The sequence below is a fragment of the Salinimicrobium xinjiangense DSM 19287 genome (assembly GCF_000423585.1).
Lineage (GTDB): Bacteria > Bacteroidota > Bacteroidia > Flavobacteriales > Flavobacteriaceae > Salinimicrobium > Salinimicrobium xinjiangense.
Genome location: NZ_AUIG01000022.1, coordinates 42,009 through 68,186 on the forward strand (window position 1 = coordinate 42,009; position 26,178 = coordinate 68,186).

Consider the following 26,178-nt stretch of genomic DNA (forward strand, 5'->3'; position numbering starts at 1 on the left):
GTAAATCTGTATTCTTTAAGCTGTAAGGTTTCTTGGAAAGTTACTACTTTTACAGGAAGAAAATTTTACATCATGAGCGAAACCAGAGAACGTATTAAATGCCTTATCATTGGCTCCGGACCCGCAGGATACACTGCGGCTATATATGCAGCAAGAGCAGATCTTCACCCTGTGATGTACACAGGTCTTGAACCGGGAGGACAGTTGACAACGACTACCGAAGTTGATAATTTCCCCGGGTATCCCGAAGGTATTGATGGTCCTGCTTTAATGATCGATCTTCAAAAGCAGGCTGAAAGATTTGGAACCCAGGTTAGAATGGGAATGGTGACAGAGGTTCAATTCAGTAAAGAAACAGGAGGTATACACGAAGTTTGTGTAGATAATTCAACCTGGATAGAAGCAGAGACAGTGATCATTTCCACCGGGGCAACTGCAAAATATCTGGGACTTCCCAGTGAGCAGCGCTTGAGAGGCGGCGGAGTTTCTGCTTGTGCAGTATGTGACGGATTTTTCTACAAAGGTCAGGAAGTAGCTATAGTTGGAGGAGGAGATACTGCTGCCGAAGAGGCCACATATCTTGCAAATATTTGTACCAAAGTGACCATGCTGGTAAGGAAAGATGAATTAAAAGCTTCCAAAGCAATGCAGCATCGGGTTTTCAATACAAAAAACATTGACTTGAGATTTAATACCGAAGTTGATGAGGTGTTGGGAGAGCAGGTAGTGGAAGGTCTTAGAATGGTAAATAATAAAACCGGAGAGAAAGAAGAGATCAAGATCACCGGACTTTTTATAGCCATAGGACATAAGCCCAATACAGAGATATTTAAAGATCAGCTGGATATGGACAGTACCGGTTATTTGATCACAAAAGGCAAAAGCACGAAAACAAATCTTCCCGGCGTATTTGCATCCGGAGATGTACAGGATAAAGAATACAGGCAGGCAATAACTGCTGCAGGTACAGGATGTATGGCGGCACTGGATGCGGAGAGATATCTTGCGACGGTGGAAAGCAGCGAAGAAGTTGAAGCTAAATAAAGAAAAACATATTTCATAAAAAAGAGAAGGCTGCCAATTACGGCAGCCTTCTCTTTTGTTTAACTAATCCTAATCACAATCTTCGGAGGAGGAAACACCGGCAACCTGTTCCTGTGGATCTGCCTTTTCCGAATTTTCGTTCTTCACTTCTTCTGTAGACATAAGTACAGAAAAAAATGCGGCAATGATAACTTCGATCAAAACACTCATTATATTGATGTTGTATCGGTTTCAGTAGGGGCAACAGGTTCTGAAGACCCGGAAGGCTCCTGAGATCTTTCTTCTCCTGATTCCCACCCGGTATCACTATCCCAGTTATCTTCAGATTCACTCCAGGGGTCCTCTTCTTCTGCAGGACAGTCAAGACACTCTGTTCCTCCCCTGGTAATCTTCAAATATCTTTCCTCATCTCCATTGAGTAAGATATCACCATAATAATCTGCATTACGATGAAAGGAGTAAGTATTATCTGCTGCATAAAGCACAGACCCTACAGGCATGAACAGAGTTACCTGCACTCTTTGGTCTCTGTATTTATTTTCGGGGTCTGTGATTAATAAACCGCTAAGCTCCAGTCTGCCATTGGAAAATCGCGTTGCATAATTGATATCCTGTGCCCTTGTACGCGCGTCTTCATAATTTTTTCCTTCGGCATGTTTGATCACTTCCAGCCTTGCAACAGAATCTGAGGTTGATTTAACCAGCAACTGCACATTCTGAGACCAGATCACTTTTCTGTCGTTTTCATCATAGTTGATATTAAGATTTCCAGAGCGATAAGGAGTAGAATTCAACTGCGGATCTCCGAACATAGAAACATATAAAGTGTCATTAGCGGTCACCGGAATTGTTTCTGTAGTCCTTACCTCTCCATCAAAGGCCCGTTCTGTAGCTTCCTGAATTCCGAAGAAAATGAGACCAAGAACAGAAATTATCCAAAGAGCCAGTAGAACCAGTTTTGCAGTTCTTCCTATTGACCGCAGATTCTTTACAAGAAGTTTTAATCCAAGAATAAAAAGGAAGAAGAACGGAATACCTAATGCAAAGAATGCGAGTATTGAAATGATCCAGATGCTGTCGGTTCCCGGACCTGCAATTTCGATAAAATCTGTCCAGGGTGCTTCAATAATCCCAAAGGTGCCAATAGAAAACAAACCTATAAACAAACCAATAAGTGTAGTTCCTGCTATTAGCAAGAGGAAGATACCGATAAGTTTCACAAAAAGCTTTAATATGAACATAACAACATCGCCCACGGCAGTTGCAGCAGAACTGGCTCCCGCCCGTGCTTTATAGCCGTACTTTTCATAGTTGATGTCCTTCATCTTTCCGGAAACATCGTCAAAGCTCTCCCTTATCTTTTTTTCTATATTGCTTATGGTAACCTCTTCTCCGCGCATGGCCAGTTTATCGGCCGTGGTTTTGGCTTCAGGAACAAAGATCCAGAGAGCAATGTAAATTAATATGAAAGCACCGGTTGAGAATATTGTGAGCAGGATCCAGAGAATTCTTAGCCAGAGGGCATCAATCCCGGTGTAATGGGCAAGCCCTGAAGATACACCACCCAGATAGCTGTGCTCTGTATCGCGGAAAAGTTTTTTACCCCTGGTTTTTTTATAGACCGGCTCATCTTCATAAATTTCTTCATCCAGCATATAATCTTCGGGTTGACCCATAACCGAAATTACCTCGTCTACCTCCTTTACAGTAATTACCTGTCTTTCAGATTTGATCTTTTCTGTAAATAATTCGGCTATACGGGCTTCAATATCATGAATGATCTCTTCCTGTCCTGTGGTGTTGGTTAGAGACCGCTTTATAGCTTCAAGATAATGCTGTAGCCGGGCATATGCGTCTTCATCAATATGAAAGAATACGCCGGCAAGGTTTATATTAACTGTCTTATTCATGATTTTTAGGTTTTTGGGTAGTTACTATAGTTACTGCAGTTTGCAGTTCATCCCAGGTATGGGTGAGCTCTTTTAAGAAAATTTTGCCGGTTTCGGTCAGGCCATAATATTTTCTTGGAGGTCCACTGGTGGATTCCTCCCAGCGATAGTTGAGCAATCCCGCATTCTTGAGGCGTGTGAGTAAGGGATAGATCGTGCCTTCCACCACCAGTAATTTTGCGCTTTTTAATGTGTCCAGAATTTCGGCTACGTATGCATCATTGTCTTTTAATACAGACAAAATACAGTACTCCAAAACACCTTTGCGCATCTGGGCCTTTGTGTTTTCAATCTTCATAGTGTTGGGTTTTGAATGTTGTTGATGTGTTCATTTTTTGATTGATTGATGATATGATGATGGTTAATGTTGATTGTTATAAATGAGATCCTTCTTCTTCCGGATCTTCAGATTTGAAATTGGTCTCTGCCAGTTCTCCACGGGCATTTAAAAAGTTAATGCTAAGAGGGTAATTATAAAGTTTTCCTTCTCCTGCCCTTATAGTAGCCGAGACTGTGGCGTATATGAAGAGCACAAATAAGCTGAGCAACAGGAGGAGCATTATCATAATATAAATTATTACAGGAGTAGCCTCTAGAGGATTTCCTATCCATTGCTGATGATCATTCATGTAAAAAGAACCTTCAAAATTCATGCTGAGGCCAAGAATGATTGCTCCTGCCACTCCTAACATAATGAGGAAAAAAGTGTAGAGGAAGAGACTTATCTGGAAATTCAGGGCCTGTTTTCCATGCTCGTTTACAAATGGATCATTCTTTTTTGCAGTCCAGAATATCAACGGAAAAATAAAATTTCCGAAGGGAAAGAAGAGCATTGTAAAGGTAGACAGATGGATTAAGGCTGCTACCGTTTTGTCGTGATTTACTGTTTGATTAGTCATTGTTGATTGATTTTCTTATGCAAATATATATCTAAAGGATGGTATTATGCAAAACAAAGTACTATATTTTTTTACTGAAGTAATAAAATTTAACATTTTAGCATCTTGGAAATTTTAAATACTTTTAGAAAAATCTTTATTTCTTATGAACATTTCCCCGCAAAAACTGAATTCTTTTTTAATGTTTAAATTACCGAGTGCCTGGTTTTGCGGCGTACGGGTGAAAGAAATAAATGATACTAATTGTGTTACCGGGGTTCGGCACAGTTGGATAAATCAAAATCCCTTCAATTCCCTGTATTTTGCTGTACAGGCGATGGCAGCCGAATTAAGTACGGGGGCTCTTGTTATGACAGCAATAAGAAGATCGGGAAAGCCTGTTTCAATGTTGGTTGCCCAGAATAAAGCTCATTTCACTAAAAAAGCTACCGGTAAGATCACTTTCATCTGTAACGATGGAAATCTGATAAATTCGGCTATAGCAGAAACATTAAAAACCGGAGAGGGGCAGGCCTTCTGGATGAAATCCCGCGGAGTGAACGAACAGGGACAGGAGGTATCTGTCTTTGAATTTGAATGGACGATTAAGGCCAAGTGATCAGTGATCAGTGGTCAGTGATCAGAAAAAAGTATGCGGTGCGCAGTAATTAGTAGGCAGTAATATTGTAATACTCAAAGATCAGTTATCAGTTGACCCGCAACTCGCAACCCGAAACTCGTATCCTGGAACCTGGAACCTGGAACCTTAAACCTTAAACCTTAAACCTTGAATTTTAAACCTTTAAAGTATGAACGCACATGAAATAGATTATGAGATCTTCGGAGAGGAGATGCAGTATGTGGAACTGGAGCTTGATCCACAGGAGGCGGTAATTGCCGAAGCCGGAAACTTTATGATGATGGATAATGGGATCAAGATGGATACTATATTTGGAGATGGATCCAAACAGAATGAAGGCTTCCTGGGAAAAGTCCTTGGGGCAGGGAAGAGGTTACTCACAGGGGAAAGCCTGTTTATGACTATTTTCAGTAATCAGGTGCAGGGAAAAAAGAAAATAAGTTTTGCATCTCCTTATCCCGGTAAGGTGATTCCCCTAAATCTTACCGAATTCGGAGGGAAATTCATTTGCCAGAAAGATGCTTTCCTGTGTGCTGCCAAAGGAGTATCAATAGGGGTAGAATTCAGTAAAAGACTGGGCCGGGGATTCTTTGGAGGAGAAGGATTTATTATGCAGAAACTTGAAGGGGATGGGATGGCCTTTGTTCATTCGGGTGGTACCACAGCCAAAAAGATTTTGGGACCGGGTGAAAAACTAAAAGTGGACACAGGATGTATTATTGGTTTCACTAAAGAAGTTGATTACGATATCGAATTTATAGGAGGTATTAAAAACAGCCTTTTTGGAGGGGAAGGTTTGTTCTACGCAACCCTCACGGGGCCGGGAACTGTCTATATACAATCCCTTCCCTTTAGCCGGCTTGCAGGGAGAATTCTTGCCGCTGCACCACAGGGCGGAGGTAAGGATAAAGGTGAGGGAAGCATCCTTGGCGGACTCGGAAATATGGTCCAGGGAGATAACCGATTTTAGGTGTGTTAAATTAGGTGTTTCTATAGCCAGTTTTAAAAAATATTCTTATTTTTAATGCACTAACGAAAACGATTTCGCTTATTGATAACCATTACTTTTTACTAACCCAGGTTATTATTTATTTTACAAACTATGGCAAGAGCGATGTTTGAATACACCAAAACTGTTTTACATAAAGTAAGTTTTGATGTTACACTTTTCTGCAAGGAGGTAAAAAAAGCACTTCAACGATTATTACCATATGAAATTGAAGAACTTAAGCTTTACATTTTCTCCCTTATAAGGCAGAATCCCGAACTAAATCAGTGTCTAATTTATCTAAATCCTTAAATAAAAAGAGCGGCTTTCGAGCCGCTCTTTTTAAATCAGTATCCCTTAAATCTTATCTTATTTGTGGACGGGGCTTACAATTTTGACATTCTGGTAGGCAATTGCACCTTTTATGACTCCCGAGATGGTTTGTCTCAGGGCCTCCACAATTTGCATTTTTAATTCACTTTTGTTGTAGATCAGGCTAACTTCCCTGGCCGGATTAGGCTCAACAAACATCCTGATATTTTTTTGTTCACTGTCCTTCATATCCAGAGTATGTAAGTAGGGTAAAAGCGTCATTCCGAGACCTTCATTAGCCAGTTTGATCATGGTCTCAAAGCTTCCGGTTTCTAATTGAAAATTCTCATGCTCTCCTGTAGGACGGGATGCCTTGCACAGATTTAATATTCCGTCTTTGAAACAATGTCCGTCTTCCAGAAGCAAAATATCATCCAGGTCCAGTTCATCCACTTCTATTTTCTTTTTATTGTGTAGCCTGTGGCCCGGCGGGATGTACCCAACAAAAGGCTCATAATATAAAACCTGTTCTTTAATATTAGGAAGATCAAGTGGTGTGGCAGCAATGGCGGCATCGAGGTGTCCATCCTGTAGCTTTTCTATGATAGCTTCGGTATGTAACTCTTCTATCTTAAGTTTAACTTTTGGATACCTTTTAATAAAGGCACTCAGAAACATTGGTAATAATGTAGGCATTACTGTAGGAATGACTCCAAGACGAAATAAGCCTCCTACGAAGCCTTTTTGTTGATCTACAATATCTTTGATCCTGTCACTTTCATTGACAATATTTCGTGCCTGCTGCACTATTTTTCTTCCTGTTTCAGTCAGCTCAATGGGCTTCTTACTGCGATCAAAGATCAAAACATCCAGCTCTTCCTCAAGTTTTTGAATTTGCATACTTAGAGTAGGTTGGGTTACAAAAACTTTTTGAGCAGCTTTTGTGAAATTCTGATGTTCGGCTACAGCCAGAACGTAGTGTAATTGGGTGATCGTCATTGATAATTTTTTCGGAACTGCAAAAGTATATATTTTTTCTATTGAAAGATAGAATTAAAAGGAGTTTATCTATTGGTTTTAAAAACGAATTTCAAGTTCCTGCGGATTTTGCCCCAGAGAAAATTTGGACTCTTCCCACCCGGGAGGTCCAAAATTCAGAGCATTATTTGTAGCTCCATAATCCTCTACCGGCATTCCCTGCCCGTTAGAATCAATTGTTCCATTTCCATTTTTGTCATGAACCGCAATTACCCCGTAGATTCCGGGAGCCAGATCTTCAAAAATGACAGTAGCTACACCATTTGATATTGCTGAGGTTTTTGAAGCCAGCGAAGGAGCTACCATAAAAGTTTGCTGATCAAAAAGGCTGAAAATAACGTTTCCTTCGTCTGAAGAGGCATTTGTAACCTTAACACTTAAAGTAGTTGTCTGTGCGCCTGCAAGGCTGCTTAAAAACAGAAAAAATAAAAGTAATTGTTATTCATCCTATTTATAAGTAGTTGGTTAAAGAACCAATTAAGTACTTTTTTGAATGGAAAGCAGAAAAAGAAAAAGCCGGAAAAGATCCGGCTTTCATTTTTAACTGTTTTGTTTTTTACCTGTTGAGGATCCTGTTCAGAGTTTCGCTTGGTCGCATTGCGGTAGTTACTTTATCCTCTACAGGATAGTAATAACCTCCAATGTCTACAGGAGATCCCTGGGCGTCAATCACTTCCTGCAGGATTTTTTCCTCATTCTCTTTAAGCTCCGTTGCCACCTTTTTAAAGTGATCTCTCAATTCGCCATCTTCGTTCTGTTCAGCTAAAGCCTGAGCCCAGAACAGCGCCAGGTAAAAATGGCTTCCGCGGTTATCCAGTTCATTTACTTTCCTGGAAGGAGATTTATCCTTATCAAGAAACTCTTCAGTTGCTTTATCAAGCGCTTCTGAAAGTACTAGTGCCTTTTTGTTACCGTACTTATTTCCAAGGTGCTCCAGGGAAACTGCCAGAGCAAGAAATTCTCCGAGCGAATCCCATCGCAAATGGCCTTCTTCCACAAATTGCTGTACGTGCTTGGGAGCAGATCCGCCGGCACCTGTTTCAAACAATCCGCCACCGTTCATAAGCGGTACTATAGAAAGCATTTTGGCGCTGGTACCCAACTCCAGGATAGGGAAGAGGTCGGTAAGGTAATCCCGCAACACATTTCCGGTAACCGAGATAGTATCTTTACCCTGCTTTACCCTCTCAAGAGTAAACCGGGTAGCTTCTTCTACAGACATTATTTTAATTTCAAGACCATCGGTATCCTGCTCTTTAAGGTATTCATTTACCTTTTTAATAAGCTCGGCATCATGAGCCCTGTCTTTATCAAGCCAGAATATAGCGGGAGAATTTGTAGCACGGGCACGGCTTACGGCCAGTTTTACCCAGTCTCTTACAGGAGCATCTTTGGTTTGGCAGGCTCTCCAGATGTCACCTTGTTTAACCGCATGTTCAAAAAGAACTTTGCCATCTTCGGTTACCACCTGTACATTTCCTGCTTCCTGAATTTCAAAAGTCTTATCATGAGAGCCATACTCTTCGGCTTTTTGCGCCATGAGACCCACATTGGGAACAGTTCCCATAGTTGTAGGATCAAAAGCTCCGTTTTCTTTACAAAACTGGATCGTAGTTTCATAAAGTCCGGCATAACTGCTATCAGGAATTACCGCTTTTGCATCCTGGGGTTTACCATCGGCATTCCACATCTTTCCGGAGGTTCTTATCATTGCCGGCATTGAAGCATCGATGATCACATCACTTGGCACGTGAAGGTTGGTGATCCCTTTATCTGAGTTTACCATTGCCAGGTCGGGTCCATCCTTAAGACCGGCTTCAATGGCCGAATTGATTTCCTTTTGTTTATCTGCAGGCAAGTCGTTAATGGCGTTTAATACGTCACCAAGTCCGCTGTTAGGATCGGCGCCTGCCTGTTGAAGTTCGCTGCCATATTTTTCAAAAACATCCTTAAAAAATACTCTTACCGCGTGTCCAAAGATAATCGGATCTGAAACCTTCATCATTGTGGCCTTCATGTGCAGCGAGAAAAGCACTCCTTTCTCTTTGGCATCTTTTACCTGTTCCTCGAGAAATTTTAAAAGAGCTTTTTTACTCATAAAGGTGCCATCAAGAATTTCTCCTTTTTGAAGCTGAAGGTCCTTCTTTAATATAGTTTTCTCGCCGGAGGAAGTAACAAGTTGAATATCTACTTTTGTTTTCTCACTAAGGGTAACCGACTTTTCATTATCACGAAAATCATCCTTTCCCATTGTCGCCACATGGGTTTTGGAATCTTTGCTCCAGTCTCCCATTGAGTGCGGATTCTTTTTTGCGTAATTCTTCACCGCTTTTGGAGCCCGTCGATCGGAATTCCCTTCCCTTAATACGGGATTAACCGCACTACCTTTTACTTTATCGTATTTTGCCCTAACTTTCCGTTCTTCATCATTGTTTGGTTCGTCGGGGTATTGTGGCAGATCATAGCCTTTTTTTCGAAGTTCTTCTATTGCTGCTTTAAGCTGCGGAATGGAAGCACTAATATTTGGAAGCTTAATAATATTAGCTTCAGGCTGTTTTGCCAGCTCTCCAAGTTCTGCCAGAGCGTCTGAAACCTTCTGGTCATCCGTAAGTCGTTCCGGAAATTGAGCAAGAATTCTTGCGGCCAGCGAGATATCACGGGTTTCCAGAATGATGTTTGCAGGTTTTGTATAGGATTCGACTATTGGAAGAAGAGAATATGTGGCAAGTGCCGGAGCCTCATCTGTTTTGGTATAAATGATCTTTGGTGTGTTTGACATATTAAAAGGTTTGAATTATTTTAAAAGGATTTGCAATTTACCATTTTAAAAGGTCTTTTCACAGTAGATTTTATAGAAGATAGGGGAGGAAAGCTGCCAAAAAGCACAAAAAAAGCCATTTCACTATTTGCATAATGAAATGGCTCTAATGAAATAACAATTCTTTGCTGAACTTTGACATTCTCAAGTGAAATCTATCATTTCACAAGCAAGTTGTTATTTCATCTGGATCAATTACATGTCCCAAAAGAGTGTGTGTAAATGATCCAAAACGTTTTTACCGAATTAAACCAACTATGTGTTGCATATTGTTATTCAAAAAGGTAAAAACTTATGTAAAGACCTTAGCTCTACATTGAGTTTAGAAGAAGAATTCCTTTCGACACTCTATAACTTTTAAACTCTATTAAATTTAAGAAAATTAAATTTAATGCACAACTTATATCACATCAATTAGTTATAAATATATCTTAAAATTATAAACATAAAAAAAGCCTCATTTAATGAGGCTTTTGAGATGGTATTTTTGAAAAAATTATCTTCTTCTTTCTTTGATACGAGCTTTTTTACCGGTAAGTTCTCTAAAGTAGTAGATTCTGGCTCTACGAACTTTACCGCGTTTGTTGATCTCGATCTTTTGAAGTGCGGGAAGATTAAGAGGGAATATACGTTCCACTCCAACAGTTCCACTCATTTTTCTAATGGTAAAGGTCTGAGAGGCACCGGTTCCTCTTTTCTGAATAACAACTCCGCGGAAAAACTGGGTACGGGTTTTTTGACCTTCAGTAATTTCATAGTAAACAGTAATAGTATCTCCGGCTGAAAATTCAGGGAAATCTTTTCTTGTTACAAATTCGTCTTGTACAAATTTAACTAAGGATTCCATATCTGTAATGGTTTAAAAATAAAGTCTGAAGCAACATTCACGGATTTCGCCAGAGGTTGGTTCAGAAACGTGTGCAAAAGTAATAAAAAATCTTATTTTTAAAAGGGGTGGAGGTAAATTTATTTCTCCTCTTCAGACAAAAGGTCCGGTCGCAGGATCCTGGTACGTTCATACGCCTGTTCCTCACGCCATTCTTCAATTTTCGGTGTATTTCCGGAGGTTAAAATTTCAGGGACTTTCCAGCCTTTATACTCGGCCGGTCTGGTGTAAATTGGTGGAGCAAGTAGATTATCCTGAAACGAATCGGTAAGGGCAGAAGTCTCATTACCCAAAACACCGGGCAATAATCTTATTATTGAATCACACAATACTGCGGCTCCCAATTCTCCTCCCGAGAGCACGTAATCTCCTATAGAGATCTCCCTGGTAATGAAATGATCCCTAACACGCTGGTCCACTCCTTTATAGTGACCACAAAGAATGAGAAGATTCTTCTTTAGAGATAATTCATTTGCAATGCCCTGTTTTAGCGTCTCTCCATCTGGTGTTAAATAGATCACCTCGTCATAATCACGTTCAGACTTTAGCGAAGAAATGCACCGGTCAATAGGTTCGATCATCATGACCATTCCTGCACCTCCTCCAAATTGATAATCATCTACCTGCTTGTAGTTATCTGTAACATAATCCCGCAGGTTATGCAAATGGATCTCCACATGACCTTTTTCTATGGCCCTTTTGAGGATAGAGGCTTCAAAAGGACTTCGAAGAATGTCAGGAACTACTGTAATGATATCAATACGCATGGAATAGAAGATTTGCTCGTTTACCGGTGCGCAAAGTTAATATAAAAACCCCTTAGGAAAAGCCGGTTACTTGGCTACTTTAAACTGCTTGTTTTTCTCATCCTGAAGAAGACGCCCCAGTCGCTGTTCTTTTTCAAGAGCTTTGACCCTGTAGGCATCAAATTCCTTCTCCAGCTCTGCAAGATTTTTTCTTGCCTCTGTAGTGTGAACGTGGCTTCTTTTAAACCTGATAATAAAAAGGAGAAGGGCAGCTACCAGAATACCTATTATGCTCCACATAGTAGTATTATACGAAGCCTTGCTTAAGGATAACCCCAGTACATTTATGCTGTCTTTCTCTTGACTGACTTCGGCCAGATTAGCCTGCAGGGATTCCATTTCGGCTCTTAGGTCGGCCATTTTTTGTTCCTGTACTTCTGTAGCTTCTTTAGAGGCAGCAATCTCTTCTTTTAATTCAGCGATTCGGTTTGATGTAAGCTTTTGTAAAGTGGTTAGCTGATCGGTATCCACCACTTTATAACCTTTAAAATTGTTCGAATTCGTAATTAGTTCCTGAAAATTTTCATCAATAGTTGTTTCTGAAGAAACCTGGGAAAATGTATTGAAAATGGTCAAAAGGAAAAGGGAGGCAAATAAGATTTTTTTCATAGCAGTTATTCAATTTTATTCTCTACCACAACGAGTCTTACCAACTGATATTGCCGAAGAATTTTATTTTTTTTCTTCTTTAACTTACTGTGTATCTGTACCCGATGTAAAGGAGGCTGCAAAACTAAAGAATAAAAATCGCATCTAAAGATACACCGTGAATAATTTTTTAGTTAATCTTTTGATGCTTTCTTTGCCTCCTTAAAGTTGATTTCTTCTTCTACATTTTGACTGAAGGCTTCAAACCATGCATTTTTAAATATATTAAAAATGGTAGCCGTTAGTCCTGCATCAATATTGTTCAGATCTCCTTCGAGAGGGGTCTTGGTCGCCAGGGTATCTGTTCCCTGATTCTTAAACAGAAATTTAAAGACCCCAACAAATCCTTCCCAGATCTTTTCGAAAAAACCTTTGTCTTCCTCACCCAGTAATTCTGTGTCTATAAACATCGGTTTAATGTAACCTTTAAGGTAGCCGTCTGCAATTGCCACTTCTGCATAGAGCTCAAAGGTTCCACGGGCAAAATCTACCCCCGCAAACTTCAGGAAAGTTTCATTTAAAGCGGTGACATCTGCCTTTTGAAGGGAAAACTCGAGATCCAGATCGGGAATCTTTTTCATAAGATCTATTTTTCCGGTAAGCAAAACACTTCCCCCGCCAAAGGAGACAGCTGTGGCGTGAATACGTGAAGGTAAAGGACCGCCGGTTCGTTCTACATTCCGTAGATTGGTAGCACTTAAAATTATATGATCCAGAACCAGATCAATCTGTGGATCTTCAGAAAATTCAACATAACTGAATTTTCCATTATTCACCTGGAAATAATTGATATCTATAGGAACCAGGTCCCTTAATGCCTGTCTCCAGTCAACAACTGCCGGTTCTCCTTCGGGAGTCTTTTTCTTTTGGTCTTCATAGATATAATTTACAACCGGTTCATGTAGATAAATTTCACTTACGATCCTTCCTTTGAACAGAGCCTTCCATTCAATGGAAATATCTGCTTTGGGAATAATTAGAAAGGGAGTGGAGATATCTGCATTTATTTTATCAAGATGCAGGCCTTCTACAACATAGGCACCACGATATAAAGCAATATCAATATCTTCAACATAGCCGGTGTAGCCGGGAATGTCGTTAAGGACCCGGTTGACATAATTTCTCAAAAAATAAGGCAGGAGTACCCTGGCTACAATAAGAAGTCCAATGATCCCCAAAAGAATATATCTTTTCCTGCTCATGCCGGGTGTATAGGTGTAAAGTTTAAAAAAACCGGCTTTTGCTGCAGTTAAAAGAATAATAAAAAAACCCGCCAACGCAGGTTGACGGGTAGTGTAACTAATTAAAAAAAAACAATTAATAATAAGTATATCTTCTAACTTTGGCGATATATTTCGCAAGTCTTATCACCTGGTGGCTGTAACCATACTCATTGTCATACCAAACATAAAGTACCGCATTTTTACCGTCTTCGGTAACAATTGTCGCATTACTGTCATATATTGATGGCTGGGCAGATCCCACAATGTCTGTAGATACCAGTTCGTTGTCGATAGAATATTTTATCTGCTCCACAAGATCTCCTTCAAGAGCATATTTTTTCAGGATTTTGTTGATATCTTCCTTTGTTGTAGGGGTTTCCAGCTCAAGATTAAGAATAGCCAGCGAACCATTAGGAACGGGAACCCGGATTGCGTTAGAGGTCAATTTACCGTCAAAAATAGGAAGAGCCTTGGAGACTGCCTGTCCTGCACCAGTCTCAGTGATCACCATGTTAAGTGCGGCTGCCCTACCTCTCCTGTATTTTCTATGCATGTTATCTACAAGGTTCTGGTCATTAGTATATGCGTGTATGGTTTCAAGATGACCATGGACAACTCCGAGAGAATCCTGCACTGCTTTTAGAACAGGGGTAATAGCGTTTGTAGTACATGATGCTGCCGAGAAAATAGATACTTCATCTGGATTATATTCCTTGTGATTCACTCCGTGTACAATATTGGGAACTCCCTTGCCCGGAGCAGTCAAAAGAACCTTTGTAGCTCCTTTGGAGCTTAGATGTCTGCTTAATGCTTCTTCGTCTCTAAAAGCCCCCGTATTGTCGATGACTAAGGCATCCCGAATACCATAAACAGTATAATCAATTTCTTCGGGTTCGTTTGCAGAGATCATGTGAACTGTGGTTCCATTGATCACAAGGCATTTTTTCTCAGAATTAAAAGATACCGTTCCGGAAAAATCTCCGTGTACGGAATCATTTTTTAGAAGACTAGCTCTCTTTTCAAGAACAGTTTCATCGATCTTTCCCCTGGTGACGATTGCACGAAGTCTTAACTGACTTCCTTTGCCTGTACGGGTCATTAATTCCCGGGCAAGAAGCCGGCCAATCCTCCCAAAGCCATAAAGCACTACATCCTTTGGTGTTAGCTCCTCGACCTTTTTTGCATCTTTTAGCTTGTCTGAAACAAAGGCCGTAGCATTGGCATATTTTTGGTCTTCCAGATGGTATTCATAAGTAAGTTTTCCAATATCAAGCTTTGAAGGTGGAAAATCCAGCCTCTGAATGGCTTCTGCAATTTCCACCGAATCAAAAATAGAAATAGGTTTTTGAACAAATTCCCCGGCATACTCATGAAGGTCAAGAATATCACTCACATTTCTGTCGATCAACTGATTTCTGAAAAGGACCAGTTCAATAGACTTATCATACCAAAGGTCACTTACGGTCTTAATAAATTGAACTGCCGCCCTTCGGCGATCTGCCTGGAAGGCTAATTCTTTCTCGTAAACTTCGTTCGTGCTCATTATTTTAATTTGGTTGTTTTGTTTTCGCGGCAAAAATATATATTTCAAACGTTTTCGTAGATGTTTTTTAACAAAAAAAATACCTGCTTGCCGGCAGGTATTTTTTTGGTTTGTCTTTCCCCGTATTATCTCCAAACATATTTTTGCTTCTCACCATCGGGAGTTACAAAAGTTACGGTAATGGGTTCTCCGCTTTTTCTCCGCTTCATTACCTTTTCAACGTCTTCGATATTCGAAACCGGAGTATTGTCAATGGCTGTAATAATTGTACCATACAGCTGCTCGTTCTGCATTTGAGGAGTGAGTCCTCTTAATATTTTCACTCCATTGCTTACATTTCTTTGTTTTAATTCTTCGGCAGTCGCATTAGTCACCTCCAGGCCAATCTCAGAGATCTGGAATACTTCAAGTTTGGTTAACTTAACATCAAATATCTCGCTTTCTCCATTGCGATTTACCTGTACTTCAACTACATCATTAGGTCTCTTTGATCCGATGTAACCGGTTAAATCTGAAAACTTCCGGATATTTACATTGTCAATTCTGGTAATAACATCCCCCGACTGAATTCCGGCTTTGGCAGCTCCGCTTCCATGTTCTACCTGGTCAACGTAGACTCCTTCAGAAACTTCTACATTAAATTCTCTGGGTAAATTGGCCGCCTGTACACCTCTAATTCCCAAAATTCCCTGTTGTACATCTCCATATTCAATAATATCTTCCACAATCTTTCGCGCATTATTGGACGGTACGGCAAAAGCGTAACCTACGTAACTTCCCGTTTGAGAGGTAATGGCCGTGTTGATACCAATAAGCTCTCCATAAATATTCACCAGGGCTCCGCCACTATTACCCGGATTTACTGCGGCATCTGTCTGAATAAAAGAGGACGGAGCAGAGCTCATTCCGAGATCTCTGGATTTAGCCGAAATGATCCCGGCAGTTACGGTAGAGGTAAGGTTGAATGGATTTCCTACTGCAAGTACCCATTCCCCGATCCTGGCATTATCGGAATCTCCAAAAGGAAGGTAATCGAGATCTTTTGCTTTTATTTTTAGTAGCGCAATATCCGATTTCGGATCGGCGCCAATAACCTCTGCCATATAATTTTGATTATTGTTTAAGGTAACCTGAATCTGGCTGGCGTTCTTGATCACGTGATTATTAGTAACAATGTAACCATCGGGAGAAATAATAACTCCACTTCCTGCTCCCTGTAATGCCTGGGAAGTACTCGAAGAAAACGGACTTCTCCTCACTGTTGCCACATTTTTGACGTGAACAACGGCATTGACAGTTTTAAGGGCTGCTTCTGTGAAATCTGCGCCATTCTCCCCCGGCAGGGAATTTAGATTCACAGGAGTATAGGCGGGAATTCGGGGGCTTTCTGTAATTAATATGGCATCGTCATCAAAAAAGAGAAGATATCCCCCGAGGGTAAGGACTCCGCTCAAAATGCAGATCATTAATAAACTTGCTGTTTTTTTCATATTTCTGAATGTATTTGTATTAATATTTATGGTTTATGTGCCGACTTACAGATGCTCTTATGCTATTAAGCCGGGACCTTATTTTTTATTCTTTATTGTATCTTTACCCCTTCAAATTTACCTGATGAAGCTTATATTTTATAAATACCAGGGAACGGGGAATGACTTTGTTATGGTTGATAACCGTCTACCACAAGTATCCAAAAATGATACCAATCTAATCCGGTCACTCTGTGACAGAAAATTTGGCATTGGAGCCGATGGCCTTATTCTTTTGGATAATCCCGATAGTAGCGCAGAGGATTTTAAAATGATTTATTTTAATGCAGATGGAAATGAGAGCAGTATGTGCGGAAACGGAGGAAGATGCCTTGTTGCCTTTGCAAAATATTTAGGTATTGTAAAGGATAAAGCTATTTTCACCGCGATTGATGGCTTGCATGAAGCTACCATAGAGAATGAACTTGTAGGACTTAAAATGATGAATGTTTCTGAAATTAAGGAGATGGGAAATGCCGTATTTCTGAATACAGGTTCACCTCATCATGTCATTTTTTCAGAAGAGGTGGATAACATTAACGTGAAAGAGGAAGGTGCGGCAGTGCGCTACTCAGAGCAGTATTCAGAAATTGGAGGCACAAATGTCAATTTTGTTTCGACTGTGGATAAATCAACTTTTAAAGTAAGAACTTACGAAAGAGGAGTTGAAGATGAAACTTTGTCCTGTGGAACGGGAGTCACGGCGGTCGCTCTCGCAGCTTTTGCTACAAAGCGGAGTGAGGTAACTACGATTCACCTGGAAACCCCCGGGGGACAACTCGCAGTGAATTTTACACCCGATGGAAAAGGTTTTAAAGAAATTTGGTTAACCGGGCCTGCAAAACAGGTTTTTAAAGGAGAGGTAACGTGGTGACATTAAAGGGAGAAATGGTTTATTTACGTGCACTTGAACCCGAAGATCTTGATTTTCTTTTTGAAGTAGAGAATAATGAAGATTTCTGGGAGGTAAGTGCTACGAGCGTACCATTTTCCAGATATATACTTAAGCAGTATCTGGAGAATTCTCATAAAGATATTTTTGAGGTGAAACAGTTGCGGCTGGTGATTTGCTCTAATGAGGGGGAGACTTTAGGCTTTATTGATATTTTTGATTTTGATCCCCGCAACCGTCGGGCTGCTCTTGGAATACTTATTGTTCAGAAGAAGAACCGGAACAAAGGTTATGGTAAAGAAGCTCTCGACCTTGTTTGTAAATACTGCTTTACACATTTAGGTTTGCATCAGGTTTATGCCAATATAGGAGAAGATAATCTTACAAGTAAACTCCTTTTTGAGAAAGCCGGCTTTAGTCTTGCTGCTACTAAAAAAGACTGGAACCTTATAGATGATGTATATAAGACTGAGCTTACTTATCAATTGATCAATTAATATGTACATAAAAAAAATTCTTTTGATAATTGCCCTTTTAGGCATTTTGGGTTTGGCGGGCTTCTCCTTTTATATATACAAAGTGATTTTTGATGCCAACACTGCTTTCAATGAAGAAACAGTAGAGATTTATGTACCTACAGGCGCTACTTATACAGATGTAAAGGAGAAGTTAGCACCCTTACTAAAGGATGGGGAGAAGTTTGATCTTATAGCTCAAAAAAAAGGTTATACGGGGAATGTAAAGGCAGGAAGGTTCATTCTTAAAAGAGGAATGAGTAATAATGACATTATAAACACCTTAAGGAGTACGAATGCACCTGTTTGGGTGACTTTTAACAACCAGGAGCGTCTGGAGAATCTTGCGGGGAGGGTAGCACAACAAATAGAGGCAGATAGTCTTTCACTGCTCCGCGTGATGCAGGATTCTGCTTTCCTGCAAGAAAACAACTTCAGGGAAAGAAATGCTCTGTCTATGTACATCCCTAATAAGTATCAGTTCTTTTGGAATACCTCTGCTGAAGAATTCCGCCAACGAATGAAAACAGAATATGATCGTTTCTGGAACCAGGAAAGGCAGAAAAAAGCAAAGGAGATCGGATTAACTCCTCATGAGGTAATGGTATTGGCTTCCATTGTTCAGAAAGAAACAGCTAAGGTGGATGAAAGGCCGAAAGTAGCCGGAGTCTATATGAACCGTATTCAAAAAGGATGGAGACTGGAAGCAGACCCTACTGTTATCTATGCTTTGAAGGATGTGAATCAAAATTTTGACACCATTATTAAAAGGGTACTTTACAAAGACCTTAAAATAGATTCTCCCTATAATACCTATCTATACCGCCATCTTCCGCCGGGACCTATTACTATGCCCGACATCACTTCTATAGATGCAGTCCTGGATTATGAGGATCATGACTATTTTTATTTTGTGGCCGATGTGCAAAATTTTGGCTATCATAAATTCGCAAAAACACTTTCCCAGCACAATGCGAATAAAAGAGAATACGTGCGTTGGATAAATCAACAGCGTATCAACAGGTAACCGGCTGCATCTTAATAATTTAAAAGCCATACTAAATATGTTTTTGGCACGTTAAATGCTTTATTCTGGAAAACTGAGAAAATCCATTAAGAATGGTTTAACATGCTGATAGTAAGATTATTAAAATTATTCTTACATTTGTCGGCCGAATTAAGGAAATCTGTAAGGCTTTTCTCGGAGCAAAAACAAATAGGATGAAGAAGAAAGTTGCAAAATTTTCAGTATTACCGGTTGTAGGAGCATCTATATTCTTTTATAGCTTTTCGACTAAAAAAGCACAGGATTTTACCGATGCTGTTCTGGAAGAATTCAAAACAGTTAACGAGGAGATGATCTTTGAAGTACCCGCAGCACCAGATGTTGCGATGATTGATCCTGAAGTTCACGCTTACCCGGAACTTGGAAAATCATACCTTGCTTTTAAAGAGGCTGTTGGTTTCAAGGAATCTGGTGGAGATTACAAGATCATTAATGAATTCGGATACATGGGGAAATATCAGTTTGGGAGAGGAACTCTTAAATTGATTGGGATAAGAGATACTAATCTTTTCTTAAATTCTCCAGATCTTCAGGAGGAGGCGTTTTATGCCAATGCTTCCCGAAACAAGTGGGTTTTACGCAAGGACATTGCACAATTTCAGGATAAGGTGGTAAATGGTATTCAGATAACTGAATCAGGAATACTCGCAGCCGCACATCTTGCTGGTCCCGGTAATGTGAAAAAATTTCTTAGAAGCAATGGCACGAACAGTTTTAATGACGGATTCGGAACTTCAATAAAGCATTATTTCAAAAAATTTGCGGGATACGATACTTCTTCAATAGTGCCGGATAAGGCCGCGAAGGTTAATAATCCTTCTGTAATATAAAGATCGTGGGCCTCTTGTGAAGGTCCACTTTTGTTTTACTCCATTCGGAAGCTGTCCTGGTGGCGATGAATTCAGATGCTAAGGTAAGATCACAGGCCACACAAATGCGGGTTGCCGGACTTAGAACCTGAATAAGATCTTCTAGCATTTTATTATTTCTGTAAGGCGTTTCAATAAAGGATTGCGCCTGATTCTTTTCTAAAGAAAGCTTTTCCAGAGCTCTTATTTCAGATTTACGTTCAGATTTATCTATTGGTAAATAGCCGTTAAAGGCGAAATTCTGGCCATTCATTCCTGATGCCATCATTGCAAGCAAAATAGAGGAGGGGCCAACCATGGGAATCACCTGTATTCCCTGGTTATGTGCTACTTTTACAACTTCGGCACCGGGATCTGCTACTCCGGGACATCCGGCTTCGCTCAGGAGCCCCACATCTTGTCCTTCTTTACAGGGGTTGAGAAAAGATGGAATCTCTGCCGGGTCTGTATGCTTGTTTAAAAGTGAAAAATTTAAGGCAGGTTGTGATTTTTCCGGTGCTAACTTTTTTATTGCTCTTCGGGCGGTTTTCTCGTTCTCGGCAATAAAGAAATCTATTCTTTTTACCTGTTGCTGAACACTGGCTGGTAAAACATCCAAAGGATCGTTATCACCCAGAGTGGTAGGCAATAAATATAATTTTCCTGAATGTGAGAATGAATTGGTCAAATCAACTGTTCTTTTCGGCGATTACATCACAGGCCTGGTCAAGCATTTCATAAACTTTCTGAAATCCGTCTTCTCCGCCATGATATGGATCGGGAACTTCTACATTTTCCCCCGGGAAAATTTCATTAAGAATTAAAGAGACTTTTTCCTTGTCTTCGTTATTCCTTGCCAGCGAAATTACATTGTGATAATTAGACATGTCCATTACGTAGATCCTGTCAAAATTGTCAAAATCTTCCACAGAGAATTGTCTTCCCCGCTGCGATGTTATATCCAGATCGTATTGATTTGCAATGGCAACTGAACGGGGATCGGGCCCTTCATCTATGTGATAATCACCGGTGCCGGCAGAGTCCACAAAAATTTTATTGGTATCAACCTTAGATTTTAAAATGCCTTCGGCCAGGGGTGACCGGCAAATATTGCCAAGACACACCATAAGTATCCTGGTTTTCATGACCTACAGAGTTAATTTTTTGTTGATATCCTCAACATATTTATTGAATTGTTTGTCTGTAGAAGCCAGATTATCTACAGTCTTGCAGGCGTGCAGCACGGTTGCGTGATCTCTTTTTCCAATTTGAGATCCAATACTTGCCAATGAAGCTTTTGTGAACTTCTTGGCGAAGAACATGGCCAGTTGTCTTGCCTGTACAATGTGACGTTTCCTTGTTTTGGATTGGAGCGTTTCCACATCCATCTGGAAATATTCACTTACGATCTTCTGAATGTAATCTATAGAAACTTCACGTTTGGTGTTTTTAACATAGTTGTCCACGATCTTTTTTGCAAGATCAAGCGTGATATCTTTTTTATTAAAGGAAGAGTGCGCGATGAGGGAGATAATAGCACCCTCAAGTTCACGGATGTTTGTCTTTATATTATTGGCCAGGAATTCCACTATCTCTTCGGGCATGTCCACTCCGTCGCGGTACAGCTTATTCTTAATAATAGAAATTCTTGTTTCGGTATCGGGATGTTGTAATTCGGCAGAAAGTCCCCATTTAAAACGGGACAGTAATCTTTGTTCGATATCCTGCATGTCCACCGGCGCCTTATCACTGGTAAGGATCACCTGCTTTCTGTTTTGATGCAGATGGTTGAAAATGTGGAAGAAAACATCCTGAGTTCCGGCCTTTCCGGAAAGCAATTGAATATCATCCACTATTAATACATCGATTATCTGATAGAAATGAATGAAATCATTACGGTTATTCTTCTTTACCGACTCAATATATTGCTGAGTAAATTTTTCGGCTGAGATATAAAGAACGGTCTTTTCGGGATATTTGTCTTTGATCTCAATACCGATAGAATGGGCCAGGTGTGTCTTTCCTAGACCTACTCCTCCAAAGATGAGCAATGGATTAAAAGAAGTCTCTCCGGGTTTGTTTGCTACAGCCAGTCCTGCAGAACGGGCAAGCCTGTTGGAATCTCCCTCCAGAAAATTATCGAAGTTGTAATTAGGATTTAACTGGGATTCGATCTTAACATTCCTTATCCCCGGAATAATAAACGGATTCTTGAGCTCCGGATTTTTGTTTTTGATCGGCACATCTACCTCCTGGGAAGCAACATTAGAACGATTAGTACTTGGGATTTTTTCAGTAAAGGGTTGTTTGTTTCCGTAAGTATTTTCCATTCTAATAACATAGACCAATTTCGCCTGGTCTCCTAACACCCGGTTTAACGAAACTTTAAGAAGTTTAACATAATGTTCCTCGAGCCATTCATAGAAGAATTTTGAGGGGACCTGTATGCTAAGTGCCTTGTCTGTCAGCTTAACTGCCTGTATTGGTTCAAACCAGGTTTTATATGCCTGGGGAGTAATGTTATCTTTGATGAAAGCTAGGCAGCTATTCCAAACTGATTGCGCAGTTTCTGACATTCCGGATTCTAAATTTACGATTCGTTTGTTAGTTGTGACTTCCATAAGAAAAAGAGAAAACTTTCTTTCTCCCGGGTTTATTAGTGCAACAAATATGTGAACAAATTATCTGAAAAAAAAACGTTCAGGCACTTGAATTTTAACAAAAATTTTAGCATACTTCGTTCACTGTGAAAGTACAAAACCGATTTAAATAATCACATAAAAAAATTATGAAAAGCCACTCTACCTATGTTAAAGTTCGATATGCCGAAACAGATCAAATGGGAGTAGTCTACCATGGAAACTATGCTCAATACTTAGAGATCGCCCGTATAGAGTGGCTTGACTCCCTGGGTATCTCCTATAAAAAAATGGAAATGGAGGGGGTTATGCTGCCTGTTTTCGAGATGAAATTTAAATTTCTCAAGTCGGCGACGTTTGATGATACCCTAAAAATAGAAACTTTCCTTAAGCAGAAACCCGGGGTGAGGATAGAATTTAGTTACCTTATATATAATCAGCATGGGGAATTGCTTACCGAAGCAGAAACTACACTTGTTTTTATGGACACCGTAAAGAAGAGACCTGTAATATGTCCCGAAAAATTGCTGAAGAAATTAGGCTATTGATCTTCGAGTTCTTTGATCTGAACCTTATAGGTGGCGTCAAACTTTTCATAGATCCTTTCAGCTTCTTTCTTTCGCACCAGGATAATGATGCGGCAATCCAGTTCAAGAATCTGGTCCACTACATTTAAGTTATTTTCCTTGATCACTCTCATCACTTTATTCATTTCGGGATAATCAAATGCAATTTCGAATTTGACATCTATTGTGCGGGTGACTATCTTTGAAGTTTCCAAAGCCATTTGAGCCGCCGTACGGTATGCATTTATTAATCCTCCCACCCCTAATTTCACTCCCCCAAAATAACGGACTACCACTATAAGAATATTAGTCACGTCAAAGGATTGAATTTGTCCGTAGATAGGCATTCCTGCAGAATTTGAGGGTTCCCCGTCGTCATTGGCCCGGTAGTGAGGACTTGTTTTACCTAATTGCCAGGCATAGCACCAGTGCCTCGCCGAATGATGTTTTTTCTTAAGCTCCTCCAAATGGTCTTTCACCTCTTCTTCGGAAGTTACGGGATAAACGTACCCAAAGAACTTACTGTTCTTATCCTTGAACAATACCTCTTCCGAAGCCTTAGTGATAGTTCTGTAAGTGTCATCTACATCCATGATTCTGAAGTTGCAATGAGAATGATACTTGCTACTGCAAGAGCAATTCCAATCCAGTTTTTGGTCAACATTCTTTCTCTAAAGAGTAGGATTCCCAGGAAAGTAGAGATCATAACAATGGCTACATTGTTTAATGGAAATACGGTAGAACTTTCCATTCCTTCTGTCCTTAAAGCAAGGACAAGAAAATAGATCGAACCAAAATTAGGAATTCCCAGGGCAATTCCTCCCAGCACATTTTTAAAACTTAAAACCAGTTTTCCCAGGAATGCCTGTATAATTAAAATACTTACTCCTACGAGACCCGCTATTGCAAAGATTGTAGAGGAGAAAAGGGCAACATCTGCTTCCACTACATAAGAGGTCTCCAGGAATTTAATTGTAGTGTCAATAATTCCGCTTCCAAAAAAGACTAACAGGGGGAAAATTAGATTTCGTTTCCTGATCTTTATTCCTTCTTTCTTTTTAATGGAAGTGAGATAAACTGCGGCTAAGGCGAGAAGGATCCCTGCAATTTTTATAAATCCGGTACTTTCGTTGTAAAGAACAATCCCAAAAAATACCGGAATTGCGACCGACATTTTGGTGGCTACAGATACTACCGAAAGACCGCTGCGCTGAGTGGTAAGTGCAGCCAGATAGAACACGGCGATAAACATAAAACCCAGGATCACTGTTCCGGGAAACCATGCTTCACTAAATATCCTTACTTCGGGAACTCTTTGGTCAATGAGCATTCCGGAGGCAAAGGCGAAAAAATAATTGAAAATAATTGCCTGCAGGGTGTTGATTCCAAACCTGTCATAGAGTTTAAAGATCACGAAGATCACACTCGAAGAGAGTACACTTAAAAGCAGGTAGATCAAAACAGGTCCTTTTTAATAGTGAAAAGATCTGTCACGTCTTCTTTGGCAGGATCGATATTCCACACCTTTATTCCCAGTTTTGCTGCAGCCTTAGTATTTTCGGGAGTGTCATCTATAAATAAAGTTTGCCCGGGAATTAATTCATGCTGTGTGAGAACATACTCATAGATCTCAGGATCAGGCTTTCTCAAATTGATTTCCTGAGACAAATAAAAAGCATCAAAACAATTCCTGAACTCTTCAAAGAATTCAATGTTTTGCTTCACCCAGTCGATATGAATATGATTGGTGTTGCTAAGCAGAATGAGCGTGTAGTTTCCCTCTTGTTTCAGCTTCTTTAGAAATTCAAGACGGTGTTCCGGAAAATCCAGAAGAATGGCATTCCAGGAACCGGTGATCATTTCTGAAGTTAACTGCGGAAAAGATTTTTTATAACCCTCAATGAAATCTTCTGAAGAAATGAGACCTTTCTCGTATTCCATGTTCTTCTGAAGCATCACCTCGGGAAAATCTACAATTTTATGCTTCTTTAATTCTCTCGCAGTCGCCGGTTTGTCGAGGTTCAAAAAAACATCGCCAAAATCGAAAATTATATTTTTAATCATTGAAATAGATCTTTAACCGGTCCAACTCTATTTGAGTTTCAGATGCTATTTTTCCTGAAATCTCCGGAGCTTTTATTCCTTCTTTAAATGTCTTATTGCCTGTGAAAATTCTTGCTTCATCCCAAAGTCCGCTGTCAATGAAAGCCTGAAGCGTTTGCCGCCCGCCTTCGATAATGACCGATTGTATTTCGTGTCGGAAAAGGACGTCACTAGCCTGTTGAGGAAGATCCATGCTAAAATCTACCTGCTCAAAAATGACATTTTTGGCACTTCTTTCTTCAGAAACTTTCCCGGTTAACACAATGGTTTTTACTGAATTGTCAAAAATGTGAGAATCCTTCGGAATTCTTAGTTGCCGGTCCAGCACCACCCGAACGGGGTTGGAGCCATGCCATAAACGGGTATTAAGCCTGGGATTATCGGCAACAGCTGTATTTGTGCCCACCATAATAGCCTGTTCTTCAGATCTCCATTTATGAACCAGCTGTTGGGAATATTTCCCTGTTATCCATACAGGTTTTCGTGCAGCACTTTTATCAGGTAAGGGCGCAATAAAGTTGTCGCTGGTTTGTGCCCATTTTAATATGATATAGGGACGCTGTTTGGTATGGAATGTAAAAAAGCGCTTGTTAAGTTCTCTGCACTCTTTTTCCAAAACGCCGACTCTTACTTCGCAGCCGGCATCCATGAGCTTTTTTATTCCCTTACCCGCTACTTCCGAAAATGGATCAACTGTTCCTATTACAACACGTTTAATTCCGCTGTCAATAATAAGATTGCTGCAGGGAGGTGTTTTCCCATAATGGCTGCAAGGCTCCAAACTTACGTAAATGGTGGATTTTGTAAGCAGGCTCCTGTCTTTAACCGATGCAACGGCGTTTATTTCAGCATGTGGTTCTCCGGCCTTGTGGTGCCAGCCTTCGCCAATGATCAAATCATTATATACAATCACACTCCCTACAACGGGATTGGGATATGTTTTGCCCAATCCATTTTGAGCGAGCTGAATACAGCGGCTTATATAAAATTCATGCCTGTCCACCCTGCAAAAATAGCATTAAAAAGATAGAATTAGCTTCCAATTAGCATCCAGATTTATACTACTGCTTTTAAGGAATTCCGGAAATAAAACAGGAATAGAGGTTGAAGAAGAAAAGATAAAGGTCTTATTCGAAATAGTTATTCCATAACCAGTATAGGGCAAAGATAACTACCGTAATTACTCCCCCAAATATATAAGGTCCATAATCCATTACCAGATTTTTTAAAGAACGCTGTGATAAGCT

General features: G+C 40.1%; 29 protein-coding genes. 9 read left to right on the forward strand and 20 right to left on the reverse strand.

Annotated features, from left to right (window positions below):
• Positions 1-72: 72 nt before the first annotated feature.
• Complete coding sequence (gene trxB / locus G564_RS0109215) at positions 73-1,044, forward strand: thioredoxin-disulfide reductase (RefSeq protein WP_029037412.1); 972 nt, start codon at positions 73-75, stop codon at positions 1,042-1,044.
• 69 nt (positions 1,045-1,113) lie between these two features.
• Here trxB and G564_RS20310 read toward each other — a convergent pair whose 3' ends face one another.
• The 4 genes from G564_RS20310 to G564_RS18975 all read right to left on the reverse strand — a co-directional run bounded on the left by G564_RS20310 (position 1,114) and on the right by G564_RS18975 (position 3,892).
• On the reverse strand, positions 1,114-1,254 hold the full coding sequence (locus tag G564_RS20310; protein WP_156879211.1) for a hypothetical protein: 141 nt from the start codon (positions 1,252-1,254) through the stop codon (positions 1,114-1,116).
• Positions 1,254-2,954 carry a PspC domain-containing protein gene (locus tag G564_RS18970; protein ID WP_051205377.1) on the reverse strand — a complete coding sequence of 567 codons (1,701 nt, stop codon included), beginning with the start codon at positions 2,952-2,954 and terminating at the stop codon, positions 1,254-1,256. Before G564_RS18970 ends, G564_RS20310 begins: the two co-directional genes overlap by 1 nt.
• A complete protein-coding gene (locus tag G564_RS0109230; RefSeq protein WP_029037413.1) occupies positions 2,947-3,291 on the reverse strand; it encodes a PadR family transcriptional regulator in 345 nt (114 codons plus the stop codon). The genes G564_RS18970 and G564_RS0109230 overlap by 8 nt, the downstream gene beginning before the upstream one ends.
• 76 nt (positions 3,292-3,367) lie before the next feature.
• Complete coding sequence (locus G564_RS18975) at positions 3,368-3,892, reverse strand: DUF4870 domain-containing protein (protein WP_037373775.1); 525 nt, start codon at positions 3,890-3,892, stop codon at positions 3,368-3,370.
• 145 nt (positions 3,893-4,037) lie between these two features.
• On the opposite strand from G564_RS18975, the gene G564_RS0109240 reads away from it, so the two are divergent.
• From G564_RS0109240 to G564_RS20710, 3 genes are all read left to right on the forward strand, one after another.
• On the forward strand, positions 4,038-4,490 hold the full coding sequence (locus tag G564_RS0109240; RefSeq protein WP_029037414.1) for a DUF4442 domain-containing protein: 453 nt from the start codon (positions 4,038-4,040) through the stop codon (positions 4,488-4,490).
• A gap of 190 nt (positions 4,491-4,680) precedes the next feature.
• A complete protein-coding gene (locus G564_RS0109245) occupies positions 4,681-5,481 on the forward strand; it encodes a TIGR00266 family protein (RefSeq protein ID WP_029037415.1) in 801 nt (266 codons plus the stop codon).
• A gap of 132 nt (positions 5,482-5,613) precedes the next feature.
• Positions 5,614-5,811: a hypothetical protein gene (locus tag G564_RS20710; protein ID WP_029037416.1), complete on the forward strand. Its 198-nt coding sequence runs from the start codon at positions 5,614-5,616 to the stop codon at positions 5,809-5,811.
• 57 nt (positions 5,812-5,868) lie between these two features.
• On the opposite strand, the gene G564_RS0109255 is transcribed toward G564_RS20710, so the two are convergent.
• From G564_RS0109255 to G564_RS0109300, 9 genes are all read right to left on the reverse strand, one after another.
• The gene (locus G564_RS0109255; RefSeq protein WP_029037417.1) at positions 5,869-6,810 is read right to left on the reverse strand and encodes a LysR family transcriptional regulator; all 942 of its coding nucleotides are present in this window, start codon (positions 6,808-6,810) and stop codon (positions 5,869-5,871) included.
• 78 nt (positions 6,811-6,888) lie between these two features.
• The gene (locus tag G564_RS0109260) at positions 6,889-7,269 is read right to left on the reverse strand and encodes a DUF2141 domain-containing protein (protein ID WP_029037418.1); all 381 of its coding nucleotides are present in this window, start codon (positions 7,267-7,269) and stop codon (positions 6,889-6,891) included.
• A 136-nt stretch (positions 7,270-7,405) separates the two neighbouring features.
• Positions 7,406-9,628 carry an NADP-dependent isocitrate dehydrogenase gene (locus tag G564_RS0109265; protein ID WP_029037419.1) on the reverse strand — a complete coding sequence of 741 codons (2,223 nt, stop codon included), beginning with the start codon at positions 9,626-9,628 and terminating at the stop codon, positions 7,406-7,408.
• Between the two features lie 535 nt (positions 9,629-10,163).
• Positions 10,164-10,514 carry a 50S ribosomal protein L19 gene (rplS, locus tag G564_RS0109275; RefSeq protein WP_029037420.1) on the reverse strand — a complete coding sequence of 117 codons (351 nt, stop codon included), beginning with the start codon at positions 10,512-10,514 and terminating at the stop codon, positions 10,164-10,166.
• A gap of 119 nt (positions 10,515-10,633) precedes the next feature.
• Entirely contained in the window at positions 10,634-11,320 is a 687-nt protein-coding gene (trmD, locus tag G564_RS0109280; protein ID WP_029037421.1) for a tRNA (guanosine(37)-N1)-methyltransferase TrmD, read from the reverse strand.
• Positions 11,321-11,386: 66 nt separating this feature from the next.
• On the reverse strand, positions 11,387-11,968 hold the full coding sequence (locus G564_RS0109285; protein WP_029037422.1) for a hypothetical protein: 582 nt from the start codon (positions 11,966-11,968) through the stop codon (positions 11,387-11,389).
• 173 nt (positions 11,969-12,141) lie between these two features.
• Positions 12,142-13,209: an AsmA family protein gene (locus G564_RS0109290; protein ID WP_029037423.1), complete on the reverse strand. Its 1,068-nt coding sequence runs from the start codon at positions 13,207-13,209 to the stop codon at positions 12,142-12,144.
• Positions 13,210-13,324: 115 nt separating this feature from the next.
• Positions 13,325-14,773, reverse strand: a complete 1,449-nt coding sequence (locus G564_RS0109295) for a glyceraldehyde-3-phosphate dehydrogenase (protein WP_029037424.1) — start codon at positions 14,771-14,773, stop codon at positions 13,325-13,327.
• 125 nt (positions 14,774-14,898) lie between these two features.
• The gene (locus G564_RS0109300) at positions 14,899-16,263 is read right to left on the reverse strand and encodes a trypsin-like peptidase domain-containing protein (protein ID WP_029037425.1); all 1,365 of its coding nucleotides are present in this window, start codon (positions 16,261-16,263) and stop codon (positions 14,899-14,901) included.
• A 124-nt stretch (positions 16,264-16,387) separates the two neighbouring features.
• On the opposite strand from G564_RS0109300, the gene dapF reads away from it, so the two are divergent.
• The 4 genes from dapF (at position 16,388) to G564_RS0109320 (ending at position 19,605) form a co-directional block, all read left to right on the forward strand.
• Complete coding sequence (gene dapF, locus G564_RS0109305) at positions 16,388-17,176, forward strand: diaminopimelate epimerase (protein ID WP_029037426.1); 789 nt, start codon at positions 16,388-16,390, stop codon at positions 17,174-17,176.
• A complete protein-coding gene (locus G564_RS0109310; protein WP_029037427.1) occupies positions 17,170-17,691 on the forward strand; it encodes a GNAT family N-acetyltransferase in 522 nt (173 codons plus the stop codon). Before dapF ends, G564_RS0109310 begins: the two co-directional genes overlap by 7 nt.
• 1 nt (position 17,692) lies before the next feature.
• Positions 17,693-18,736, forward strand: a complete 1,044-nt coding sequence (mltG, locus tag G564_RS0109315; protein ID WP_029037428.1) for an endolytic transglycosylase MltG — start codon at positions 17,693-17,695, stop codon at positions 18,734-18,736.
• 194 nt (positions 18,737-18,930) lie between these two features.
• A complete protein-coding gene (locus G564_RS0109320) occupies positions 18,931-19,605 on the forward strand; it encodes a hypothetical protein (RefSeq protein ID WP_029037429.1) in 675 nt (224 codons plus the stop codon).
• On the opposite strand, the gene G564_RS0109325 is transcribed toward G564_RS0109320, so the two are convergent.
• The 3 genes from G564_RS0109325 to dnaA are packed head-to-tail and all read right to left on the reverse strand — an operon-like array spanning position 19,583 to position 22,199.
• Positions 19,583-20,311 carry an SAM-dependent methyltransferase gene (locus tag G564_RS0109325; protein ID WP_029037430.1) on the reverse strand — a complete coding sequence of 243 codons (729 nt, stop codon included), beginning with the start codon at positions 20,309-20,311 and terminating at the stop codon, positions 19,583-19,585. The genes G564_RS0109320 and G564_RS0109325 overlap by 23 nt on opposite strands.
• 1 nt (position 20,312) lies before the next feature.
• Positions 20,313-20,768, reverse strand: coding sequence for a low molecular weight protein-tyrosine-phosphatase (locus G564_RS0109330; protein ID WP_029037431.1), 456 nt, complete (start codon positions 20,766-20,768; stop codon positions 20,313-20,315).
• A 3-nt stretch (positions 20,769-20,771) separates the two neighbouring features.
• A complete protein-coding gene (gene dnaA, locus G564_RS0109335; protein WP_029037432.1) occupies positions 20,772-22,199 on the reverse strand; it encodes a chromosomal replication initiator protein DnaA in 1,428 nt (475 codons plus the stop codon).
• Between the two features lie 212 nt (positions 22,200-22,411).
• On the opposite strand from dnaA, the gene G564_RS0109340 reads away from it, so the two are divergent.
• Entirely contained in the window at positions 22,412-22,810 is a 399-nt protein-coding gene (locus tag G564_RS0109340) for an acyl-CoA thioesterase (RefSeq protein ID WP_029037433.1), read from the forward strand.
• On the opposite strand, the gene G564_RS0109345 is transcribed toward G564_RS0109340, so the two are convergent.
• The 4 genes from G564_RS0109345 to ribD are packed head-to-tail and all read right to left on the reverse strand — an operon-like array spanning position 22,804 to position 25,934.
• The gene (locus G564_RS0109345; protein ID WP_037373776.1) at positions 22,804-23,421 is read right to left on the reverse strand and encodes an IMPACT family protein; all 618 of its coding nucleotides are present in this window, start codon (positions 23,419-23,421) and stop codon (positions 22,804-22,806) included. The two genes, G564_RS0109340 and G564_RS0109345, sit on opposite strands and share 7 nt — an antisense overlap.
• Complete coding sequence (locus tag G564_RS0109350; protein ID WP_029037435.1) at positions 23,412-24,287, reverse strand: membrane protein; 876 nt, start codon at positions 24,285-24,287, stop codon at positions 23,412-23,414. Before G564_RS0109350 ends, G564_RS0109345 begins: the two co-directional genes overlap by 10 nt.
• Positions 24,284-24,892 (reverse strand): HAD family hydrolase, encoded by a 609-nt coding sequence (locus G564_RS0109355; RefSeq protein ID WP_029037436.1) that lies wholly within the window; start codon positions 24,890-24,892, stop codon positions 24,284-24,286. Before G564_RS0109355 ends, G564_RS0109350 begins: the two co-directional genes overlap by 4 nt.
• Positions 24,885-25,934 carry a bifunctional diaminohydroxyphosphoribosylaminopyrimidine deaminase/5-amino-6-(5-phosphoribosylamino)uracil reductase RibD gene (gene ribD / locus G564_RS0109360; protein WP_029037437.1) on the reverse strand — a complete coding sequence of 350 codons (1,050 nt, stop codon included), beginning with the start codon at positions 25,932-25,934 and terminating at the stop codon, positions 24,885-24,887. The genes G564_RS0109355 and ribD overlap by 8 nt, the downstream gene beginning before the upstream one ends.
• Positions 25,935-26,178 lie beyond the last annotated feature (244 nt).

Bases quoted from the DNA above. Each gene is read 5' to 3' on its own strand.
- trxB (WP_029037412.1), top strand. From the start codon at position 73: ATGAGCGAAACCAGAGAACGTATTAAATGCCTTATCATTGGCTCCGGA.
- G564_RS20310 (WP_156879211.1), bottom strand. From the start codon at position 1,254: ATGAGTGTTTTGATCGAAGTTATCATTGCCGCATTTTTTTCTGTACTT.
- G564_RS18970 (WP_051205377.1), bottom strand. From the start codon at position 2,954: ATGAATAAGACAGTTAATATAAACCTTGCCGGCGTATTCTTTCATATT.
- G564_RS0109230 (WP_029037413.1), bottom strand. From the start codon at position 3,291: ATGAAGATTGAAAACACAAAGGCCCAGATGCGCAAAGGTGTTTTGGAG.
- G564_RS18975 (WP_037373775.1), bottom strand. From the start codon at position 3,892: ATGACTAATCAAACAGTAAATCACGACAAAACGGTAGCAGCCTTAATC.
- G564_RS0109240 (WP_029037414.1), top strand. From the start codon at position 4,038: ATGAACATTTCCCCGCAAAAACTGAATTCTTTTTTAATGTTTAAATTA.
- G564_RS0109245 (WP_029037415.1), top strand. From the start codon at position 4,681: ATGAACGCACATGAAATAGATTATGAGATCTTCGGAGAGGAGATGCAG.
- G564_RS20710 (WP_029037416.1), top strand. From the start codon at position 5,614: ATGGCAAGAGCGATGTTTGAATACACCAAAACTGTTTTACATAAAGTA.
- G564_RS0109255 (WP_029037417.1), bottom strand. From the start codon at position 6,810: ATGACGATCACCCAATTACACTACGTTCTGGCTGTAGCCGAACATCAG.
- G564_RS0109265 (WP_029037419.1), bottom strand. From the start codon at position 9,628: ATGTCAAACACACCAAAGATCATTTATACCAAAACAGATGAGGCTCCG.
- rplS (WP_029037420.1), bottom strand. From the start codon at position 10,514: ATGGAATCCTTAGTTAAATTTGTACAAGACGAATTTGTAACAAGAAAA.
- trmD (WP_029037421.1), bottom strand. From the start codon at position 11,320: ATGCGTATTGATATCATTACAGTAGTTCCTGACATTCTTCGAAGTCCT.
- G564_RS0109285 (WP_029037422.1), bottom strand. From the start codon at position 11,968: ATGAAAAAAATCTTATTTGCCTCCCTTTTCCTTTTGACCATTTTCAAT.
- G564_RS0109290 (WP_029037423.1), bottom strand. From the start codon at position 13,209: ATGAGCAGGAAAAGATATATTCTTTTGGGGATCATTGGACTTCTTATT.
- G564_RS0109295 (WP_029037424.1), bottom strand. From the start codon at position 14,773: ATGAGCACGAACGAAGTTTACGAGAAAGAATTAGCCTTCCAGGCAGAT.
- G564_RS0109300 (WP_029037425.1), bottom strand. From the start codon at position 16,263: ATGAAAAAAACAGCAAGTTTATTAATGATCTGCATTTTGAGCGGAGTC.
- dapF (WP_029037426.1), top strand. From the start codon at position 16,388: ATGAAGCTTATATTTTATAAATACCAGGGAACGGGGAATGACTTTGTT.
- mltG (WP_029037428.1), top strand. From the start codon at position 17,693: ATGTACATAAAAAAAATTCTTTTGATAATTGCCCTTTTAGGCATTTTG.
- G564_RS0109320 (WP_029037429.1), top strand. From the start codon at position 18,931: ATGAAGAAGAAAGTTGCAAAATTTTCAGTATTACCGGTTGTAGGAGCA.
- G564_RS0109330 (WP_029037431.1), bottom strand. From the start codon at position 20,768: ATGAAAACCAGGATACTTATGGTGTGTCTTGGCAATATTTGCCGGTCA.
- dnaA (WP_029037432.1), bottom strand. From the start codon at position 22,199: ATGTCAGAAACTGCGCAATCAGTTTGGAATAGCTGCCTAGCTTTCATC.
- G564_RS0109340 (WP_029037433.1), top strand. From the start codon at position 22,412: ATGAAAAGCCACTCTACCTATGTTAAAGTTCGATATGCCGAAACAGAT.
- G564_RS0109345 (WP_037373776.1), bottom strand. From the start codon at position 23,421: ATGGATGTAGATGACACTTACAGAACTATCACTAAGGCTTCGGAAGAG.
- G564_RS0109355 (WP_029037436.1), bottom strand. From the start codon at position 24,892: ATGATTAAAAATATAATTTTCGATTTTGGCGATGTTTTTTTGAACCTC.